Source organism: Kitasatospora saccharophila (assembly GCF_039529925.1).
Taxonomy (GTDB): Bacteria; Actinomycetota; Actinomycetes; order Streptomycetales; family Streptomycetaceae; genus Kitasatospora; species Kitasatospora saccharophila.
Map to the genome: position 1 here is coordinate 104300 of NZ_BAAANS010000005.1, position 18206 is coordinate 122505.

General features: G+C 76.6%; 18 protein-coding genes and 2 pseudogenes. 12 read left to right on the forward strand and 8 right to left on the reverse strand.

Annotated features, from left to right (window positions below; translation table 11 throughout):
- Window positions 1–174: 174 nt before the first annotated feature.
- Window positions 175–1743: an alpha-amylase family glycosyl hydrolase gene (locus ABD345_RS05740; RefSeq protein WP_344550663.1), complete on the forward strand. Its 1569-nt coding sequence runs from the start codon at window positions 175–177 to the stop codon at window positions 1741–1743.
- A gap of 6 nt (window positions 1744–1749) precedes the next feature.
- Here the strand turns inward: ABD345_RS05740 and ABD345_RS05745 are convergent, their stop codons facing one another.
- Window positions 1750–2559 carry a UbiA family prenyltransferase gene (locus ABD345_RS05745; RefSeq protein WP_344550664.1) on the reverse strand — a complete coding sequence of 270 codons (810 nt, stop codon included), beginning with the start codon at window positions 2557–2559 and terminating at the stop codon, window positions 1750–1752.
- 263 nt (window positions 2560–2822) lie between these two features.
- Here ABD345_RS05745 and ABD345_RS05750 point away from each other — a divergent pair, with 263 nt between their 5' ends.
- From ABD345_RS05750 to ABD345_RS05765, 4 genes are all read left to right on the forward strand, one after another.
- Complete coding sequence (locus ABD345_RS05750) at window positions 2823–3614, forward strand: DUF6928 family protein (RefSeq protein ID WP_344550665.1); 792 nt, start codon at window positions 2823–2825, stop codon at window positions 3612–3614.
- Window positions 3615–3717: 103 nt separating this feature from the next.
- Complete coding sequence (locus ABD345_RS05755) at window positions 3718–4788, forward strand: type III polyketide synthase (protein ID WP_344550666.1); 1071 nt, start codon at window positions 3718–3720, stop codon at window positions 4786–4788.
- 6 nt (window positions 4789–4794) lie between these two features.
- Window positions 4795–5322 (forward strand): isoprenylcysteine carboxyl methyltransferase family protein, encoded by a 528-nt coding sequence (locus ABD345_RS05760; protein WP_344550667.1) that lies wholly within the window; start codon window positions 4795–4797, stop codon window positions 5320–5322.
- Window positions 5323–5402: 80 nt separating this feature from the next.
- Complete coding sequence (locus tag ABD345_RS05765) at window positions 5403–6431, forward strand: NAD(P)/FAD-dependent oxidoreductase (RefSeq protein WP_344550756.1); 1029 nt, start codon at window positions 5403–5405, stop codon at window positions 6429–6431.
- Window positions 6432–6485: 54 nt separating this feature from the next.
- Here ABD345_RS05765 and ABD345_RS05770 read toward each other — a convergent pair whose 3' ends face one another.
- Entirely contained in the window at window positions 6486–7820 is a 1335-nt protein-coding gene (locus ABD345_RS05770) for a cytochrome P450 (protein WP_344550669.1), read from the reverse strand.
- A gap of 82 nt (window positions 7821–7902) precedes the next feature.
- Here ABD345_RS05770 and ABD345_RS05775 point away from each other — a divergent pair, with 82 nt between their 5' ends.
- Window positions 7903–8133, forward strand: a complete 231-nt coding sequence (locus ABD345_RS05775; protein WP_344550671.1) for a hypothetical protein — start codon at window positions 7903–7905, stop codon at window positions 8131–8133.
- A gap of 178 nt (window positions 8134–8311) precedes the next feature.
- Here the strand turns inward: ABD345_RS05775 and ABD345_RS05780 are convergent.
- Window positions 8312–8635 (reverse strand): annotated as a pseudogene (locus ABD345_RS05780) (ABC transporter permease); the annotation flags it as partial.
- A gap of 50 nt (window positions 8636–8685) precedes the next feature.
- Window positions 8686–8874, reverse strand: a pseudogene (locus tag ABD345_RS05785) (ATP-binding cassette domain-containing protein); the annotation flags it as partial.
- Window positions 8875–9049: 175 nt separating this feature from the next.
- Here ABD345_RS05785 and ABD345_RS05790 point away from each other — a divergent pair.
- The 4 genes from ABD345_RS05790 to ABD345_RS05805 all read left to right on the forward strand — a co-directional run bounded on the left by ABD345_RS05790 (window position 9050) and on the right by ABD345_RS05805 (window position 13010).
- Window positions 9050–9934 carry a COG4315 family predicted lipoprotein gene (locus ABD345_RS05790; protein WP_344550672.1) on the forward strand — a complete coding sequence of 295 codons (885 nt, stop codon included), beginning with the start codon at window positions 9050–9052 and terminating at the stop codon, window positions 9932–9934.
- A gap of 1 nt (window position 9935) precedes the next feature.
- Window positions 9936–10484 (forward strand): DUF6529 family protein, encoded by a 549-nt coding sequence (locus ABD345_RS05795; protein WP_344550673.1) that lies wholly within the window; start codon window positions 9936–9938, stop codon window positions 10482–10484.
- Window positions 10485–10775: 291 nt separating this feature from the next.
- The gene (locus ABD345_RS05800; RefSeq protein WP_344550675.1) at window positions 10776–11795 is read left to right on the forward strand and encodes a phosphotransferase family protein; all 1020 of its coding nucleotides are present in this window, start codon (window positions 10776–10778) and stop codon (window positions 11793–11795) included.
- Window positions 11796–11798: 3 nt separating this feature from the next.
- Window positions 11799–13010: an acyl-CoA dehydrogenase family protein gene (locus ABD345_RS05805; RefSeq protein WP_344550676.1), complete on the forward strand. Its 1212-nt coding sequence runs from the start codon at window positions 11799–11801 to the stop codon at window positions 13008–13010.
- A gap of 49 nt (window positions 13011–13059) precedes the next feature.
- Here ABD345_RS05805 and ABD345_RS05810 read toward each other — a convergent pair whose 3' ends face one another.
- From ABD345_RS05810 to ABD345_RS05820, 3 genes are read right to left on the reverse strand one after another with little or no spacing between them, the layout of a single operon-like run.
- Window positions 13060–14016: an NADPH:quinone oxidoreductase family protein gene (locus ABD345_RS05810; protein ID WP_344550677.1), complete on the reverse strand. Its 957-nt coding sequence runs from the start codon at window positions 14014–14016 to the stop codon at window positions 13060–13062.
- Complete coding sequence (locus ABD345_RS05815; protein WP_344550678.1) at window positions 14013–14828, reverse strand: SDR family oxidoreductase; 816 nt, start codon at window positions 14826–14828, stop codon at window positions 14013–14015. Before ABD345_RS05815 ends, ABD345_RS05810 begins: the two co-directional genes overlap by 4 nt.
- Window positions 14825–15580 (reverse strand): SDR family oxidoreductase, encoded by a 756-nt coding sequence (locus tag ABD345_RS05820; RefSeq protein ID WP_344550679.1) that lies wholly within the window; start codon window positions 15578–15580, stop codon window positions 14825–14827. Before ABD345_RS05820 ends, ABD345_RS05815 begins: the two co-directional genes overlap by 4 nt.
- A 124-nt stretch (window positions 15581–15704) precedes the next feature.
- Here ABD345_RS05820 and ABD345_RS05825 point away from each other — a divergent pair, with 124 nt between their 5' ends.
- Together ABD345_RS05825 and ABD345_RS05830 are read left to right on the forward strand one after the other, a co-directional pair.
- Entirely contained in the window at window positions 15705–16337 is a 633-nt protein-coding gene (locus tag ABD345_RS05825) for a TetR/AcrR family transcriptional regulator (protein WP_344550680.1), read from the forward strand.
- Between the two features lie 74 nt (window positions 16338–16411).
- On the forward strand, window positions 16412–17164 hold the full coding sequence (locus tag ABD345_RS05830) for a DUF2470 domain-containing protein (protein WP_344550681.1): 753 nt from the start codon (window positions 16412–16414) through the stop codon (window positions 17162–17164).
- A 191-nt stretch (window positions 17165–17355) separates the two neighbouring features.
- On the opposite strand, the gene ABD345_RS05835 is transcribed toward ABD345_RS05830, so the two are convergent.
- Window positions 17356–18141 (reverse strand): VOC family protein, encoded by a 786-nt coding sequence (locus ABD345_RS05835; protein WP_344550682.1) that lies wholly within the window; start codon window positions 18139–18141, stop codon window positions 17356–17358.
- Between the last annotated feature and the right edge of the window lie 65 nt (window positions 18142–18206).

Here is an 18206-nt window from a genome sequence, read left to right on the forward strand (position 1 = left end):
GACCGGCCGACCACGAACCGGCCGACCACCTGGCGGCACCCTAGTGGGCGCTCCGGACACCCCGGGCCCGGGGAGGGGCCGAGCATCCGCCGCCCGGTTCCCGGGGGCCGGTGCGGGGCATGGCTTGGGGGGACACCGCGGTGCGGTGCGGGACGGTGCGAGGCGAGAGGGGCCGTGGTGGGCACGGAGTGGGCGAGCGACGCGGTGCTGTACCAGATCTATCCGCAGAGCTTCGCGGACGGGGACGGCGACGGGATCGGCGACTTCGCGGGGCTGACGGAGCGGCTGGAGTACCTGCGCTGGCTGGGGGTGGACGCGGTCTGGCTGAACCCGTGCTTCGCCTCCCCGTTCGGCGACGCGGGCTACGACGTGGCGGACTTCCTGACCACCGCGCCCCGCTACGGGACGCCGGAGGACCTGGCGAAGTTCACCGACGCGGCCCGCCGGGTCGGCATCCGCGTCCTGCTGGACCTGGTGGCGGGCCACACCTCGGACCGGCACCCGTGGTTCGTCCGCTCGGCCGCCGACCCGTCCGACCACCGCTACGTGTGGGCGGACCGCCCGGCGCCCGGGTACGTGGCCTCGCCGGGCAGCCGGCCGGGCTGGTACCGGCCGAACTTCTTCGACTTCCAGCCCGCGCTGAACTTCGGCTACGCCCGCACCGACCCGGCCGAGCCGTGGCGGCAGCCGGTGGACGCCGAGGGCCCGCGGGCCAACCGGGCGGCGCTGCGCGAGATCATGGCGCACTGGTTCGCGCTGGGCGTCTCGGGCTTCCGGGTCGACATGGCGTCCTCGCTGGTCAAGGACGACCCCGGGTTCGTGGAGACCGGCCGGCTGTGGCGCGAGATGCGGGCCTGGATGGACGCGAACCACCCCGACAACGTGATCCTGGCCGAGTGGGGCGACCCGGCCCGCTCGGTGCCGATGGGCTTCCACGGGGACTTCTTCCTGCAGTTCGGCGGCCCGAACGACGGCGCGGCGCTGCGCTCGCTGTGGAACAACGCCGCGGGCACGGTGCACGAGGAGTGGCCGGCCGAGCCGTGCTACTTCGACGCCGAGGGGCGCGGCTCGATGCGCCCGTTCCTGGCCGAGTGGGAGCGCGCCGCGAAGGCCGCCGCCGGGCACGGCTTCGCCTCGCTGCCCACCGCGAACCACGACTTCTCCCGGCTGGCCTGCGGGCCGCGCACCCGCGAGCAGTTGGCGGCGGCGTTCACCTTCCAGCTGACCTGGCCGACCGTCCCGGCGATCTACTACGGCGACGAGATCGGCATGCGCTTCGTACCGGGCCTGCCGGACACCGAGGGCAGCGTGCTGGGCCCGCGCTACAACCGGGCCGGTTCGCGCACCCCCATGCAGTGGGACGCGACGGCGGACGCCGGTTTCTCCACCGCCCCCGCCGAGGAGTTCTACCTGCCGCTGGACCCGTCCCCGGACCGTCCGGACGTGGCCTCCCAGCGCGCCGACGAGTCCTCGCTGCTGCACCAGGTACGGGAGTTGATCGCGCTGCGCCGCGCGCACCCCGGCCTGGGGGCGCACGCGCCGGTCGAACTGCTGCACACCGGCTACCCGTTGGCGTACCTGCGGGGCGAGCGCTACCTGGTGGTGGTCAACCCGCGCCGGACGCCCGCCTGCCTGCCGGTGGAACGCGAACTGCCCGGGCGGCCGCTGTTCGGACGGGGCGTGTCACTGACCCACTCGGTGCTGCGCGCGGAGGGCTTCTCGTACGCCGTGTTCACCCACTGACCGCCTCTACAGGCCCCTGCCCAGGAGCAGCACCGCCAACGCGATCGCCGCCGCCGCGATGACGCCCAGGAAGGGGGCGCGGCTGCGGGGCGGGGCGAGCAGGGTGGTGAGGGCGGGCGGGGTGGTGACCGCGAGCACCGGCCAGCCGGGGGCGAGCAGGAGCGCGGCGGCGGTCGCGGCGAGGACGGCGATGACCGCCGAGGCCCGGCGGCCGAGGCGTTGCGGGAGGCCGCGGACGCCGGCGGCGCGGTCCGCGGCCAGGTCGGGCAGCACGTTGGCGAAGTGCGCGGCGGTGCCGAGCAGCGCGCCCGCGGCGAGGACGTCCGGGGCGGGCCAGGGGCGGCCGGGCAGGGCGAGCGTGACGAAGGCGGGCAGCAGGGCGAAGGCCACCGCGTACGGGAGCCAGGACCAGGCGGTGGCCTTGAGGCGCAGGTTGTACGCCCACCCGGCGGCCACCGCCGCGAGGTGGACGCTCGCGGCGGCGACCCCGCAGGCGGCCGACAGCAGCACGCAGCAGACGACCGCCCAGCGGGTGGCCGCGACCACCTGACGGACCGTCAGCTCTTCGGCGGCGAGCGGTTTGTCGGGCCGTCCGGCGTCCGCGTCCCGGCGCCGGTCGATCAGGTCGTTGCTCCAGCCGATCGAGAGCTGTCCGGCGGCGACGGCGCCGGTGGTGAGGGCCGTGCCGAGCGCGCCGCGCCCGGCGGTGGCGGCCATCGCGGCGGTGAGCGCGGTGACGGCGGCGGCGGGCGCGGGGTGGCAGGCCCGCAGCAGGGTGCCGATCAGGGTCCGGGGCTCCACCGCTGCGCTGCTCACACGGGCCAGGCTAGGCGGGTCCGCGCGGTTCACCGGGCAGGACATGAGCGAATCGTCCCGTCCGACCTGCCGGATTCACCGGGTCCGAGCCTCGGCTTCGCGCGGGCCGAGCCGTGGCCGGTGGCCGCGCCGTGGCCGGTGGCCGCGCCGGCGCCGGCCGGGGCGCTCTCGGGCGCGCACCGGCTCGGGCTGGCGCACTGCTGACGGTGCCGGCCCCTAGGGTGCGGAGCGCACGAAACCCCCTCCTCACCCGGAGTGCACCCATGGGAGCCAAGACCGCCCTGCTCGTCCACGCGGACGGCGCCGTCCCCGAGCTGCTCCGGCGCGCCGAGGGCGTCGCCCCCGACCGGGAGCGGACGGACGCCCTGATGGCGCGACTGTACCCGGGCTGGACGGTCACGCCGGGGAACGAGCCCCGCGAGCTGTACGACGCGGCCTACCCGGGCCACGGGGAGGCGTTCGCGGGCAGCTGGCCGGGGGTGGAGGTGCTGTGCGACCAGCGGTTCATGGTCGACCGGCCCTCGGAGCTGCCCGCCGGGCTGCTCGCGACCGGCCCGGGCCGCCGGACGGTGCTGCACGCGATGCACAGCGTGGTCGACTGGCTGGCGTTCGCGGTCTGGGAGGACGGCCGGCTGGTCCGCTCGCTGAGCCTCTCCCCGGACAGCGGCGTGATCGAGGACCTCGGCGAGCGCCTCCCCTTCGAACTCCCCTACTGGGCGGGCGGGCACCCGGTCAAGCCACTGAGCCGAGCGGACGACGTGGACGAGGTGGACGAGAAGCCCTACCCGCTGCCGTTCCACCCGCTGAGCCTCGGCGAGGACGCCCTACGCGCCCTGGTCGGCTTCGTCGCCGAAGGCGCCACCGCCCCCGACGACCTGGACCCGGAGGCGATCGCACTGCTCGGCTACCGGCTCGGTGACCCGGACGCGGCCCGGCAGGCCGCGGCGGAGGCGGAGGCGGCGGCGGTCCGGGCCGCGGTCGCCCGGATGAGCCGGCCGCGGTCCTACCGGATGGGCCCGGACGGGAAGCTGGTCCGGACGGATCTCCTCCCCTGACCACTCTGACCGGCCTGACCGACCTGACCGGCCGTCACCGCCGGGGACGCGCCCGGACGGGCGAATTGCCCGGTTCGGGTGGAGTGTTCCCTATTCTGGGCCGGTGACGCGGATCGCGGCTGTGCACGGAGTGCTCCCGGCCCACCGCTACGGGCAGCGGGAGTTGGCCGAAGCGGTGGCGGCGCTGCGCCCGGGCGGGAACGGGGACGGGGACGGGCACGTGCGGGCCCTCGCGGAGCGGTTCGCGGCGGGTGCGGGCGTGGAGTTCCGGCACCTGGCGTTCCCGCTGGAGCGGTACCCGGAGCTGGACGGTTTCGGCCGGGCCAACGACGCCTGGCTGGCGGCCGCGGTCGAACTCGCCGAGCGGGCCGCCGCCGGGGTCCTGCAGCGGGGCCGGGTCGCGCCCGAGCGGGTCGACTTCGTCGTCTCCACCACCGTCACCGGCGTCGCCGCGCCCTCCCTGGAGGCCCGGTTGGCGCCCCGGTTGGGCCTGCGCGCGGACGTCCGGCGGCTGCCGCTGTTCGGGCTGGGCTGCGCGGGCGGCGCGGCGGGCATCGCGGCGCTGGACGACCTGCTGACCGGCCGTCCGGACGGGGTGGCGCTGCTGCTGGCCACCGAGTTGTGCTCGTTGACGCTCCAGCGCACCGACGCCTCGGCGGCGAACCTGCTGGCCACCGCCCTGTTCGGGGACGGGGCGGGCGCGCTGGTCGCGGTCGGCGACGCGGTCGACCTGCCGGGCCCGGAGGTGGTGGCGACCCGCAGCCGGCTGTACCCGGGCACCGAGCGGCTGCTCGGCTGGGAGGTCGGCGACACCGGTTTCCGGATCCTGCTGGGTGCCGAACTCCCGGAACTGGTAAGGCTGTTCGTCGGCGAGGAGGTGTCCTCCTTCCTGGCCGCGCACGACCTGAAGCCGGGCGACGTGACGGCCTGGATCTGCCACCCGGGCGGGCCACGGGTGTTGGACGCGCTGCAGGAGGAACTCGCCCTGCCCGCGGCCGCCTTGGCCCCGAGCCGGTCCTCGCTGGCGCGCTGCGGCAACCTCTCCTCGGCCTCCGTGCTGCACATCCTGCGGGACGTGCTGGCGGCCGATCCCGCGCCGCCGCCCGGCTCGTACGGGCTGGTGCTGGCCCTCGGGCCCGGCTTCGCCTCCGAACTCGTCCTCCTGCGCTGGTAGTTGCCGATGAACAGTGAGACCGCCTACACCGCCCTGATCGCGCTGGTCGCCGTGGAGCGGCTGGCCGAGCTGCTGGTGGCCCGCCGCAACGCCGCCTGGAGCCTGGCCCGGGGCGGGGTCGAGTACGGGCGCGGGCACTACCCGGCGATGGTGGCGCTGCACACCGCGCTGCTGCTCGGCTGCCTGCTCGAAGTCCGGTACGCGGAACGGCCGTTCGTCCCGGCGCTGGGCTGGCCGATGCTGGCGCTGGCACTGGGCGCGCAGGGCCTGCGCTGGTGGTGCATCCGGACGCTGGGGCCGCGCTGGAACACCCGGGTGATCGTGGTGCCGGGCCTGCCGCTGGTGAGCGGCGGTCCGTACCGGTGGCTGCGGCACCCCAACTACCTGGCGGTGGTGGTGGAGGGCTTCGCACTGCCGCTGGTGCACAGCGCCTGGCTGACGGCGCTCTGCTTCACCGCGCTGAACGCCTGGCTGCTGGCGACCCGGCTGCGCTGCGAGGACGCCGCACTGACCCGCTGCCGGACCGCGACGTGACCGACCCGCCGCCCGACCCCGACGTGACCGACCCCGACGCGTTCGCCCCCGACGCGCCCGGCCCGCCGCCGGAGCACCGCGTGACCGACCTGCTGGTGGTCGGCGGCGGGCCGGCCGGGCTGGCCGCCGCGATCCACGCCGCCCGGGCCGGCCTGTCCGTGACCGTGCTGGAGCCGCGCACCACGCCGATCGACAAGGCCTGCGGCGAGGGCCTGATGCCGGGCGCGGTACGGGCGTTGGAGCGGCTGGGCGTCGACGTCGAGGGCCGCCCGTTCGCGGGCATCCGCTACCTGTCCGCCGACGGCGCCCGCACCGCCGAGGCCCGGTTCCGCACCGGCCACGGCCTGGGCGTGCGCCGCACCGCCCTGCACGCGGCGCTCGCCGACCGGGCCGAGCAACTCGGCGTGCACCGCCTGGCCGCCCGCGCCGACGGGCTGCAGCTGACCCGGCACGCCGTCACCGTCGGCGGGTCGACCGCCCGCCACCTGATCGCGGCGGACGGCCTGCACTCCCCCGTCCGGCGCGCCCTGGGCCTGCACCGGCCCGGCCCCGACCGGCACCCAGCCCGGTACGGGCAGCGGCGGCACTTCTCGGTGCGCCCGTGGAGCGACCTGGTCGAGGTGCACTGGTCGCGGCACGCGGAGGCGTACGTGACGCCGGTCGCGGACGGGACGGTCGGGGTCGCCGTGCTGGGCACCGAGCGGCTCCCGTACGACCGCCAACTCGCGGCTTTCCCAGCCCTGTTGGAGCGGCTGGGCGACGCACCGGCCGGCCCGGTGCGCGGCGCGGGCCCGCTGCGGCAGCGGGCCGGGGCCCGGGTGCACGGCCGGGTGCTGCTGGTCGGCGACGCGGCGGGCTACCTGGACGCCCTCACCGGCGAGGGCGTCGCGCTGGCGCTGGCCTCCGCCGAGGCCGCCGTCCGCTGCCTGGCCGCCGGCCGCCCCGCCGGCTACGAGCGGGCCTGGCGGCGCGCCACCCGCCGCTACCGCCTGCTCACCGCCGCCCTGCTGGCCGCCCGCCACCACCCCCGGCTGGGCCCGCGCATCGTCCCGCTGGCGGCCGCGCTGCCCCCGCTCTTCGGCGCCGCGGTCAACCTGCTGGCCCGCTGAACCCGCCGCCACCACCTGCTCGCCACCGCCCCGCCCGCGCTCCGGCCGCCGCCGTCACCCCACCGGCCCGCCGAGCCGCGACTGCGGCAGCATCGGCTGCGGCCCGGGCGACAGCACGATCCGCGGCACCGGCCGCACCGGGCCCGGGGCGGCCGGGCGCAGCCGCCAGCGGCCGGCGACGGTGGCCAGCGCGAGCACCGCCTCGGCCAGCCCGAAGCGGTCGCCCGGGCACTTGGTCGCGCCGAACCCGAACGGCAGGTAGCCGCCCCGGGGCGGGCCGCCGTCCGCGAACCGGTCCGGGTCGAACGCACCCGGCCGGGGGAAGAGTTCGGGGCGGCGCTGCAGCAGGTACAGGCAGCAGACCACCAGCGCCCCGGCGGGCAGTCGGGCCCCGGCGAGTTCGGTCGGGCGGGTGGTGGTGCGGCTGACCGCCCAGGCGGGCGGGTAGAGCCGCAGCGCCTCGTCGATCACCCGGGCGGTGTACGGCAGGTGCGGCAGGTCCTCCCAGCGGGCGGGCCGCCCGGCCAGTACGGCGTCCACCTCGGCGTGCAGCTTCCGTTCGGCCTCCGGGTGCTCGGCGACCAGCCGGAGCGACCAGGCCAGCGCCGCGGAGGTGGTCTCGGCCCCGGCCAGCACCAGGGTGGCGACCTGGTCGGCGAGTTCGCGCTCGGCCAGCGGCCGGCCGTCCTCGTCGCGGGCCGCCAGCAGCAGCGACAGCAGGTCGCCCCGGTCGATCCCGCGGGCCCGGTAGTCGGCGATGATCGCGGCCACCCCGGCGTGCCAGTCGGCCAGCGCGCGCCGGTAGCGGCGCCGTCCCGGGGTGGGCAGCAGGTCGGCGGCGGGCAGCACGACCCGCAGGTAGATGCCGCGCAGCAGGACGTCCAGCGCCGCGCGCAGTTCCTCGGCGGCCCGCGGCCGCAGCCCGGCGGAGAACAGGGTGCGCACGGCGACGGCGGTGGTGAGCCGGAACGCCTCCCGGGTGACGTCGACGACCCGCCCCTCCCGCCACTGCGCGAGCAGCGCGGTGGTCCCTTCCGTCATCGCCTCCGCGTAGTGCGGCAGCAGCGCGGGCCGGAAGGCGGGCTGGACGATCCGGCGCAGCCGCGGGTGGTCGGCGTGCGGGCAGGAGGCCAGGCCGTTCCCGAGGAAGGCCCGGATCTTCGCGTACAGCGGCCCGGTGCGGTCGTAGCCCGTCCGGTCGGTGAGCACCCGCCGGACCGTCTCGGGGCCGCTGACCACGTACATCTCGCGCGGCCCGACCCGGATCCGGACCGGGTCGCCGTGCGCGGGCAGCGTGTCGAGGAAGGCGAGCGGCCGGGAGAGCAGCGCGGGCAGGTGGCCGAGCAGCGGCAGGCCGCCGGGGGCGAGGGCGGGTCGGGTGGCGGGCACGGACGACCACGATACGTGTCCGGCCGGCTGCGCGGAGCGACATCGACGGGCCGTCCCGGGCCCGGCGCGGGACACTGGAGTCATGAGCGAGTCCGGAGACATATTCCACCCGCCGGTCGTGGTCCGCCCGCCGACCCGCGGGGCGCGGCCGTACCGGCGGGTGGAGATCTACGGACGGACGGTCGGGCGGGCGACCGGGCCCGAGGACGTGGTGGAGTTGCTCCGGCACGCGGGCGTCGCCGAACCCGACCTGGACGACCCGGACCTGGTGGCCTGGCGCGGCGGCGACCGCACGGTCTGGGCCCACGACTGAGCGGTCGGACCGCGCGGCGGTGGAGCCGGACGCCGAGCGGGGCGAAGACCGCGACGATGCCGACGTCCCAGGCGGGGGCCTGCCGGACCTGGGTGCCGAGCGGGCCGCCGATCATCGGGGTGCGGACGGCCCCGGCCGTGATGGTGACGGGCTGGTGGTCGGCGAAGACCTGGAGCCAGCCGGGCATGGTCGCGGTGGGGACGAACGCGGAGGACGCGAAGACCAGCGGGGCGAGGACGGGGAACGCGGCGGCGGTCGCGGTCTCCGGGTCGCCGACGGCGAGGCCGACCACGGCGAACACCCAGGACATCGCGAACCCGAAGGCCGGCACCGGCAGCCCGCCGGCCAGGAACGCCGGGACGCCGTCGTGGATCCGGAAGCCGACCAGGAAGCCGACGCCGGTCATCAGCGCGACCACGAACACGTTCCGGGCCGGGTCGGCGGTGGTGCGCCCGGAGAGCACCGCGGAACGGGCCGTCGGCAGCGAGCGGAAGCGCTCCATCAGCCCGGTCCGCAGGTCGCCGGCCGGGCCGATCGCGGTGTCGACCGCGCCGGCCGGATGACGGTGGTGAGGATCCGGACGGTGGTGGTCTTCCCGGCGCCGTCGGGGCCGAGCAGGCCGAACACGGTGCCGGGCGGGACGGCGAAGTCGACGCCGTCCAGGGCGGTGAGGTGCTTGAAGCGCTTGCCGTGGCCCTCGACCCGGATCGCGGACCGGGCGCCGGCGGGCTCGGTGGTCACGGGCGTGCCCCCTCGGGCGGGCGGTGCCCCTCCGGTGTCCGCCCGCCGGCGCCGGGTGGGCCTTCCGGGGCAACCGGGTCCCCCCTGGTGCGGAGCGACCCGGCTCTGGAGTGGCCGGGCGGCGGGCGGCGGGAGTGGATGGTGTTCCAGTGCCGCGCCGTCCCCTGGAGCCCCGATGCCCCGTACCCGTCGTGCCGCCGCCGCGGTGCTGTCGCTGTCCGTCCTGTCCGCCGCGGCCTGCGCGGCGCCCACCGACCTGAACGCCCCGCCCGCGACGGACTCCCCGTCGGTGGCGGCGCCGTCCGCGAGTTCCGGCCCGTCGGTGTCCACGTTCGCGTCCTCGACCGGCACCCGGGTGGCGCTGGCGAGCGTGGGCAGCCTGGGCCCGGTCCTGGTGGACGCGCAGGGCCGCACCCTGTACCTGTACGGCGCCGACAACTCGGTGCACGCCGGCTGCCTGGACGAGTGCGCGAAGTCCTGGCCGCCGGTGACCACCCCGGGGTTCCCGCTGGCCGGGCCGGGCGTGGACGACGGGCTGCTGGGCGCGGCGGCGCTGCCGGACGGGACGGCGCAGGTGCTGTACAAGGGCCACCCGCTGTACCGGTACACGGGCGACCGCGCGCCGGGCGAGGCGGCCGGGCACACGGTGGCGGACCCGCGCGGCACCTTCTACGCGGTGACCTCGCTGGGCGACCCGGTGGGCGTCGACATCGCGACGCTGCGCGGGGCGGGCGGCGCGGTGCCGGGCGGGGGCGCGTCGGCGGGGGCCTCGGCCGGTGCGTCGGCGGGTGCGTCGGTGGCGGCATCGGCCCCCGCCCAGGACCCGGCGACTCCGGCGGATCCGGCAGCCCCCGCGGACCCCGGCGCCCGGGCCACCGTGCAGGATCCGACGCCCGCGCCCGCCGTCCAGGCGCCCGAGCCGGCCGCCGAGGCCCCCGTCGAGGTTCCGGTGCAGGTGCCCCCGGCCCAGGCACCGGCCCAGGCACCGGCGGACGAGGCGCCCGCCCAGGCGCCCGCGGACGGGGCCCCGGCCGGCACCGACGGTTCGCAGGAGGGCTGAGGTGGCCGGACCGCGTCCCGGTGGGTCGCCGGTCGTCCCGCTGCTGGCGGTGCTGGCGCCGGCGGCGGTCTCGCTGGGCCTGCTGTGGTTCGGGCGGGCGCACGTGCCGGATCCGGGGCGGAGCCTGTTCGGCGCGTCCGGCGAGGACGCGCTGCGGCTGAAGTCCTGGCTCGGTTCGGCGCTGTTCGGGCTGGCGCTGGTGCAGGTGGTGCTGGCGCTGGGGATGTACCGGCGCGGCCCGGCGGCCCGTCCGGTGCGGGTGGGGCACCGGGTGGGCGGCTGGCTGGCGTTCGCGCTGTCGCTGCCGATCGCCCAGCACTGCCTGCTGGCGTACGGGGTGCGGTTCACCGACGTCCGGGTGGGGCTGCACTCGGCGGCGGGGTGCTTCCTGTACGGGGCGTTCGCGGCGAAGGTGCTGCTGGTGCGGCACGGCGGGCTGCGCGGCTGGGTGCTGCCGGTGGCGGGCGGGGCGCTGTTCTGCGCGGTGGGGGTGCTGTGGTGGTCGGCGGCGCTGTGGTTCCTGAACGGGTACGCGGCGCCGGGGTTCTGAGGGGTCACCGGGCCGGGCCCCGCCGGTTGTGGGCGGGGCGGGCGCACGTGCCGGTGCAACTCGTACGGCAGGGCCGGCCGCCGACCCGTCGCCGTGGGGCGGGCAGCTCGGCCGGGACGTCGCGGGGAAGACGGTGCGTCCGGTCGCGCCTCCGGTCCGCCGGCGTTCGCGCCTCCGATCCGCTGCCGTCCGCGCTGCCGGTCCGCCGCCGTTCGTTGACAAGCGCCGCCGCCGGGCCGATCCTAAGCAAGCGCTTAGTCAGCACGTCCCGACCCTCTGCGAGGTGCCCCGATGACCACCGCCGCTCCGCCCGGACTCGACCTGGAGAGGCTGCGCGCCCACCTGGACGCCGCCCTGCCCGCGCCCGTCGCGGGGCCGCTCACCGCCCGGCTGTTCGAGGGCGGCCGGTCCAACCTGACCTACCTGGTCGAGGACGGCGCCTCCCGCTGGGTGCTGCGCCGCCCGCCGCTCGGGCACGTGCTGGCCACCGCCCACGACATGGCCCGCGAGCACCGGGTGCTGGGCGCCCTGACCGGCACCGCCGTGCCAGTCCCCCGGCCGGTGCTGCTGGTCGAGGACACCGGGGTGATCGGCGCGCCGTTCTACCTGATGGAGTACGTCCCCGGCACCGCCCACCGGGACGCGAAGGCGCTGGCCGCGCTCGGCGAGCAGCGGGTGCACGCCCTCGGGCTGCGCCTGGTGGACACCCTGGTCGCCCTGCACGCACTCGACCCGGACGCGGTCGGCCTGGCCGGCTTCGGCCGCCCCGAGGGCTTCCTGGAGCGCCAACTGCGCCGCTGGGGAAAGCAGTTGGACGCCTCCCGGAGCCGCGAGGTGCCGGGCGCGGACGACCTGCACCGCCGCCTCGCCGAGACCCTGCCGCCCTCCCCCGCCGCCGCGCTGGTGCACGGCGACTACCGGCTGGACAACGTCCTGGTCGACGCCGAGGACCGGATCGCGGCCGTCCTGGACTGGGAGATGTCCACCGTCGGCGATCCGCTCACCGACCTCGGCCTCCTGGTGATGTACACCGAACTCGCCCGCCGCTTCGACGGGTTGCTCCCCGGCGCGGCCCTCGCCCCCGGCTTCCCGACCACCGCCGAACTGGTCCGCCACTACGCGGACGCCTCCGGCCGGGACGTCGCCGGCCTCGGCTGGTACGTGGCCTTCGCCTCCTTCAAGCTGGCGGTCGTCCTGGAGGGCATCCACTACCGCTACACCCGGGGCGCCACCGTCGGCGCGGGCTTCGACCGGGTCGGCGAACTGGTGCCGCTCTTCGTCGAGTTCGGCCTCGACGTACTGGAGGGCTGATCGATGGACTTCTCCCACGACGCCCGGACGACCGAGCTGCTCGGCCAACTGACCTCCTTCATGGACGAGTTCGTCTACCCCGCCGAACCGGTGCTGGCCGCCCAACTCGCCGACCCGGCCCGCGAGCCGTGGTCGATCCCGCCGGTGGTGGGCGAGTTGCGGGCCGCCGCGAAGGCCCGCGGCCTGTGGAACCTTTTCTTCCCGGGCGAGTCGGGCGCCGGGCTGACCAACCTGCAGTACGCGCCGCTGGCCGAACTCACCGGCCGTTCCATCCTGTTGGCGCCGCCCGCGCTCAACTGCGCGGCCCCCGACACCGGGAACATGGAACTGCTCGCCCAGTTCGGCACCCCCGCCCAGCGCGAGCGCTGGCTGCGGCCGCTGCTCGACGGCGAGATCCGCTCCGCCTTCGCGATGACCGAGCCGGACGTGGCCTCCTCCGACGCCACCAACATCGCCACCCGGATCGAGCGCGACGGCGACGAGTACGTCGTCAACGGCCGCAAGTGGTACATCACCGGGGCGATGAACCCGGACTGCAGGGTCCTCATCGTGATGGGCAAGACCGACCCCGCCGCCGAGACCCACCGTCAGCAGTCGATGGTCCTCGTCCCGCGCGACACCCCGGGCGTGCGGGTGCTGCGCGGCATGCGGGTGTTCGGCTACCCCGACGACGACCACGGCGGCCACGCCGAGATCCTCTTCGAGGACGTCCGGGTGCCCGCCGCCAACCTGATCGGCGAGGAGGGCGGCGGCTTCGCCATCGCCCAGGCCCGGCTCGGCCCCGGCCGGATCCACCACTGCATGCGCGCCCTCGGCATCGCCGAACGCGCCCTCGAACTGACCTGCCGCCGGGTCAACTCCCGGGTGGCGTTCGGCCGTCCGCTCGCCGACCAGGGCGTGGTCCAGGACTGGATCGCCGAGGCCCGCGTCCGGATCGAGCAGGCCCGCCTGCTGGTGCTGAAGACCGCCTGGCTGATGGACACCGTCGGCAACCGCGGCGCCCACACCGAGATCCAGGCCATCAAGATCGCCGTCCCGTCCACCGTCGAGTGGATCCTCGACAAGGCCGTCCAGGCCCACGGCGCGGCCGGCGTCAGCCAGGACACCCCCCTCGCCCAACTCTGGGCCGGCAACCGCACCCTGCGGCTGGCCGACGGCCCGGACGAGGTCCACAAGCGCTCGCTCGCCCGCCGCGAGCTGCGCAAGCACCGCTGACGGCGGCGGGGGCGGGGGCGGGTCCGGCACCCGCCCCCGGGCCGGGCAGTCAGGGGACGATCGCGAGGCGGCCGGTGGTGGTGCCGGCCGCGAGGTCGTGGACGGCGGTGGCGGCCGACTCCAGGGGGAGGCGGGCGGAGACCAGGGGGCGGGGGGCGAGGGCGGTGAGGGCCGCGTGGCAGGCGCGGACGGCGGCGGGGTCCCGGGTGACGTAGAGACCCCAGTGCAGGCCGAGCAGGGAGTAGTTCTTCACCAGGGCGTGGCCGAGCGGCGGGGCGGGGATCTCGCCGGAGGCGAAGCCGACCAGGACGATCCGGCCCTCGAAGGCGACGCACTTGGTGGAGCCGGTGAAGGCGGGGCCGCCGACCGGGTCGAAGACCACGTCGGCGCCGCGGCCGCCGGTGGCCTCCCTGACGGCGGTGACGAAGTCCCCGGCGCGGCGGTCGACGACCAGGTCCGCACCCAGCTCGGCCGCGACGGCGGCCTTCTCCGGTCCGCCGACCACGGCGATGACGAACGCCCCGGCGGCCTTGCCGAGTTGGACGGCGGCGCTGCCGACGCCTCCGGCCGCGGCGTGCACCAGGAGGGTCTCGCCGGGGGCGAGGCGGGCGCGCCGGTGCAGGGCGAACCAGGCCGTCTGGTAGGCGATGTGGAAGCCGGCGGCTTCGGCGTCGTCCAGGTGGCCGGGGGCGGGCAGGGCGGTCGCGGCGTTCATCAGGGCGTGCTCGGCGAACGCACCGGCGGGCAACTCCGCGGTGCCGATCAGGCGTTGACCGGCCCGCGGCCCCTCGACGACCTCGCCGCAGAGTTCCACGCCGGGGGTGAACGGCAGCGGCGGGCGGACCTGGTACTGCCCGGCGGCCATCAGCGCGTCGGGGAAGTTGACGGCCGCGGCCCTCACCCGGACCAGGAGTTGGCCCGGTCCGGGGACGGGGAGGTCGGCGTCCGCGACGAGTTCCATCACGTCCAGGGGCGGGCCGGTGCGGGTGATCCGCCAGGCTCTCATCGGGCCTCGATCTCCTGCTGGAGGCGGTTCATGCCGCGCAGCCAGCGGTCGGGGATGGTGGCGCGGGCCGCGTACTGCCCGGCGGTCTCGGGGTGCGGGAGGATCAGGAACTCGTCGGCGGCCATCCCGCGCAGCGCCTCGGCGGCGGCCTCGGCGGGCTCGATCGCCGTGGGGGCGAGCAGGACCTGCCCGTGGGTGCCGGTGCCGTCGAGCATCCGGGTGCGCACGCCCTGCGGGCACAGGGCGTGCACCTTCAGGCCGCGGTGCCGGTAGGTGGCGGAGAGCCACTCGGCGTACGCGAGGGCGCCGTGCTTGGTGACGGAGTACGGGGCGGAGCCGAGCATGGTGAGCAGCCCGGCGGCGGAGACGGTGGCCAGGTAGCGGCCGGTGCCGCGCTCCAGCCAGTCGGGCAGCAGCAGGCGGGTGGCCCGGACGTGGGCGAGCACGTTGACCTGCCAGGCCAGCTCCCAGGCGTCGGGCGCGGCGTCGGGGCCGCCGGTGGTGGCGGCGCCCGCGTTGGCGCAGTAGAGGTCGATCGCGCCGAGGCGGTCGCGGGCGGCGCCGATCAGGGCGGCGACCCCGTCCTCACCCGCGGCGTCGCCGGGGACGGCGTGCCCGCCGATCTCGGCGGCGACGGCGCGGGCCGCGTCGGCGTCGAGGTCGTTGACCACCACCCGGGCGCCGGCGGCGGCCAGGGCCCGGGCGAGGGCGGCCCCGATGCCGCGCCCGGCGCCGGTGACGACGGCACCGGTCCCGGCGAAGTCGGCCCCGGCGGGGTCCGTCCCGGCGGAGTCGGGGCGGGTTCCGCTCACAGCCCGCCGCCGAGGGTGACGCCGCCGTCCACCACCAGGGTCTGGCCGGTGATCCAGGCGGCGTCCTCGGAGAGCAGGAAGGCGACGGCTCCGGCGACGTCCTCGGGGAGGCCGAGGCGGCCGAGGGGGTAGGCGCGGGCGACCTTCTCCTCGCGGCCCTCGTAGAGCGCCTCGGCGAACTTGGTCTTGACCACGGCGGGGGCCACCGCGTTGACCCGGACGGCGGGGCCGAGTTCGGCGGCGAGTTCCATGGTGAGGCGGATCAGGGCTGCCTTGGAGACGCCGTACATGCCGATGCCGCTGGAGGAGCGGAGGCCCGCGATGGAGGCGACGTTGACGACGGCGCCGCCGTGCTCGGCCATCCAGGCGGCGTGGGCCCGGCGGGTCCAGGCGAGCGGGGCGAGCACGTTGACGGCGAGGATCTTGGCGGCGGCGGCCGGGTCGGTGTCCAGCACCGGGCCGTAGACCGGGTTGATGCCGGTGTTGTTGACCAGCAGGTCGAGGCGGCCGTAGGTCTCCATCACCCGGGCGACGGTCTCCTCCTGGTGCGCGGCGTCGTCGGACTTCCCGGCGACGGCGATCGCGCTCCCGGGGCCGCCGAGCGCCTTCGCGGCCTCGGTCAGGGTCTCCTCGGTGCGGGCGGTGAGGCAGACCTTCGCCCCGCGCCGGACCAGCTCCCGGGCAATGCCGAACCCGATGCCCCGGCTCGCGCCGGTGACCACGGCCACCTTGCCCTCGAACGACACTGTCATCTCGTACCTCGCACCTCTCCGAACGGACGTGACTAAGCGCTTGCTTAGCATCTTTGCGGCGGGCCACACTGTCAACAGCCCGACCCGCCGGGTCGGGCCGGAGCCGTCTGGGAGGATTGGGCCCATGACCGACCCAGCGACCGCCGCGCTCTGGCCCGGGGGCGGGGAGCGCACCGAGACCGCCCGGCGGCTGCTGCTGGCCGCCGTGGACTCCTTCGCCCGCCGCGGCTACCACGCCACCACCACCCGGGACATCGCCACGGCCGCCGGGATGAGCCCCGCCGCGCTGTACATCCACTACCCCTCGAAGGCGGCGCTGCTCGCCGAGATCTCCCGCACCGGCCACCGGGCCACCCTGGAGCTGGTGGAGCGGGCCGAGGCCGCCGGGGCGGACCCGGTGGAGCGGATGCGCGCCCTGGCCGAGTCGTTCACCGTCTGGCACGCCCGCGGCCACACCGTCGGCCGGATCGTCAACAACGAGCTGCACGCGCTGCCCGAGGAGGACTTCGCGGCCGTCGCCGAGCTGCGGATCCGGATCGAGGAGACGGTGCTGCGGATCATCGCGGACGGGGCGGCGGCGGGTCTGTTCCGCGTCCCGGACCAGCGGACCGCGGCCCGCGCCGTGACCTCGCTCGGGATCGACGTCTCGCGCTGGTACACCGAGCGCAGCAGCGAGTCCCCGGAGGAGCTGGGGCGGCGCTACGGGCAGTTGGTGCTGCGGATGCTGGGCGCCCCGGACGGGCGGATCGGCGACTGAGCACGCCCCGGTACTGGACCTCCACCCCTCCCCTTGATTAGGTTAGCCTTACCTAATCAAGAAGGAGGCTCCACGTGCTGCCCCAGCCCGCCCGCCGCCCGTCCGCCGCCGAACGCGCCCGCACCCTGCTGGAGTTCGCCTCCTCCGCGGTCCTGGACGTCCGCGGCGCCGACCTCACCGCCCGCCCCGGCCTGCCGCCGCAGGTCGCCTGCGCACCGCGGCCGGACGGCTCGGTCGCGGTGCTGGTCGGCCGCGAGTCGGCGCTGCACCGGATCACCGCGCTGGCCCGCGGCCCGCTCACCGCCGAACTCGACTGCGTGGACGTCGCCCCCGTCGCCGTCCCGCACCGCGTCCGCGGCCGGCTCCGGGTCCGCGGCCTGCTCTCCCGCGCCCCCGGCGAGAGCGCCGCCGTGCTGTTCCCCCGGCACGGCCACGGGGACGGCGCCGGGGTGGTGCTCCGACTGGAGCCCGAACACCTGGCGCTGGACGACCTGTGGGGCTCCGAGTGCTGCCTCGACCCGGACGGGACGGCCGCCGCGGCCCCCGACCCGGTCGCCGCCGAGGAGGCCGGCCTGCTCCAGCACCTGGCCGCCGCGCACGCCGACCAACTGCTCCTGCTCGGCGCGAGCGCCCTGGACCACCACCGCCCCACCACCGACCCCCTGCACGAGGTCCGCCCGGTCGCCCTCGACCGCCACGGCCTGCGGGTGCGCCTGCTGCTCGGCGGCGGCACCCTGGACGCCCGCTTCGACTTCCACCGCCCGGTCAGCCACCCGGACGACCTGCCGGAGGCGATGCACCGGCTGTTCTCCCCGGTGGGGCGCTGAGCAGAGAGCCCCGACAGGGGCTCGGGGAACGGCGAGGCCCAGTCTGCTGACGGTGCACTGCCATTGCGCGCTTCTGCTTGCGGTTCTCTTGAAGACACGCAGCAGCACGGACCTTCGATGGGCTCCGGCCACCAGCAGCACGGACTCGCCGTTCCCCGAGCCCCTGGTTTCGCTCTCGTGAGCCCATGGATTCAGATCGCGGGCCCCAGCACCGAGAAGTGGCCGCCCTCCGCGTCGGCGAGCCGGGCGACGCGCCCGTACGGGGAGTCGGCGGGGCCGTCCAGGACGCGGCCGCCGAGGCTGGTGGCGCGGTGGGCGGCGGTGTCGGTGTCGGTGACGGCGAAGAAGACCTCCCAGTGCGGGGAGAGGTCCTTCGCGGAGCGCAGCGCGGCGACGCTGCGGTCCGCGGAGCGCAGGACGACGCGCTCGTGCTCGTAGCGGACCTCGAAGTCGGCCGGGTCGCGGTCGTCCCAGCGGAACACCTCGCCGTAGAAGAGGGCGGCGGCGAACGGGTCGGCGGTGCGCAGTTCGATCCAGGCGGGGGCGCCGGAGCGGGTGGTCCGGGGGGCGTCGCCGGGGCGGGCCCCGGCGGGTTCGCCCTGCCAGATGCCGAAGGTGGCGCCGAAGGGGTCGGCGGCCAGCGCGACCCGGCCGGCGTCGAAGGCGAGCGGGCCGACGGCGAGGGTGCCGCCGCGTTCACGGACGCCGTCGGCGGCGCGGTCGGCGTCCTCGATGCCGAAGTAGGTGGTCCAGGCGACCGGGCGTTCCCAGTCGGTGCCGAGTTCGCTCAGTCCGGCGACCTCGACGCCGTCGACGACCGCGCGCAGGTACGGGCCCCAGCGGTCCGGGCCGGGGGTGAACTCCCAGCCCAGCAGCGGGCCGTAGAAGTCCTGCGCGGCCCGGAGGTCGCGCACGGTCAGGCCGACCCAGCACGGCACCGCGGGCACGCAGCGCACCGTGGCCGTTCGCTCCACCATCCCGCGGGCTCCCTTCGACGCTCCGCCGGCCGGACGGCCGGACCCGCCCCAGCCTAGGCGGACGG

Bases quoted from the DNA above. Each gene is read 5' to 3' on its own strand.
- ABD345_RS05750 (WP_344550665.1), top strand. From the start codon at position 2,823: ATGGGAGCCAAGACCGCCCTGCTCGTCCACGCGGACGGCGCCGTCCCC.
- ABD345_RS05760 (WP_344550667.1), top strand. From the start codon at position 4,795: ATGAACAGTGAGACCGCCTACACCGCCCTGATCGCGCTGGTCGCCGTG.
- ABD345_RS05775 (WP_344550671.1), top strand. From the start codon at position 7,903: ATGAGCGAGTCCGGAGACATATTCCACCCGCCGGTCGTGGTCCGCCCG.
- ABD345_RS05790 (WP_344550672.1), top strand. From the start codon at position 9,050: ATGCCCCGTACCCGTCGTGCCGCCGCCGCGGTGCTGTCGCTGTCCGTC.
- ABD345_RS05800 (WP_344550675.1), top strand. From the start codon at position 10,776: ATGACCACCGCCGCTCCGCCCGGACTCGACCTGGAGAGGCTGCGCGCC.
- ABD345_RS05805 (WP_344550676.1), top strand. From the start codon at position 11,799: ATGGACTTCTCCCACGACGCCCGGACGACCGAGCTGCTCGGCCAACTG.
- ABD345_RS05810 (WP_344550677.1), bottom strand. From the start codon at position 14,016: ATGAGAGCCTGGCGGATCACCCGCACCGGCCCGCCCCTGGACGTGATG.
- ABD345_RS05820 (WP_344550679.1), bottom strand. From the start codon at position 15,580: ATGACAGTGTCGTTCGAGGGCAAGGTGGCCGTGGTCACCGGCGCGAGC.
- ABD345_RS05825 (WP_344550680.1), top strand. From the start codon at position 15,705: ATGACCGACCCAGCGACCGCCGCGCTCTGGCCCGGGGGCGGGGAGCGC.
- ABD345_RS05835 (WP_344550682.1), bottom strand. From the start codon at position 18,141: ATGGTGGAGCGAACGGCCACGGTGCGCTGCGTGCCCGCGGTGCCGTGC.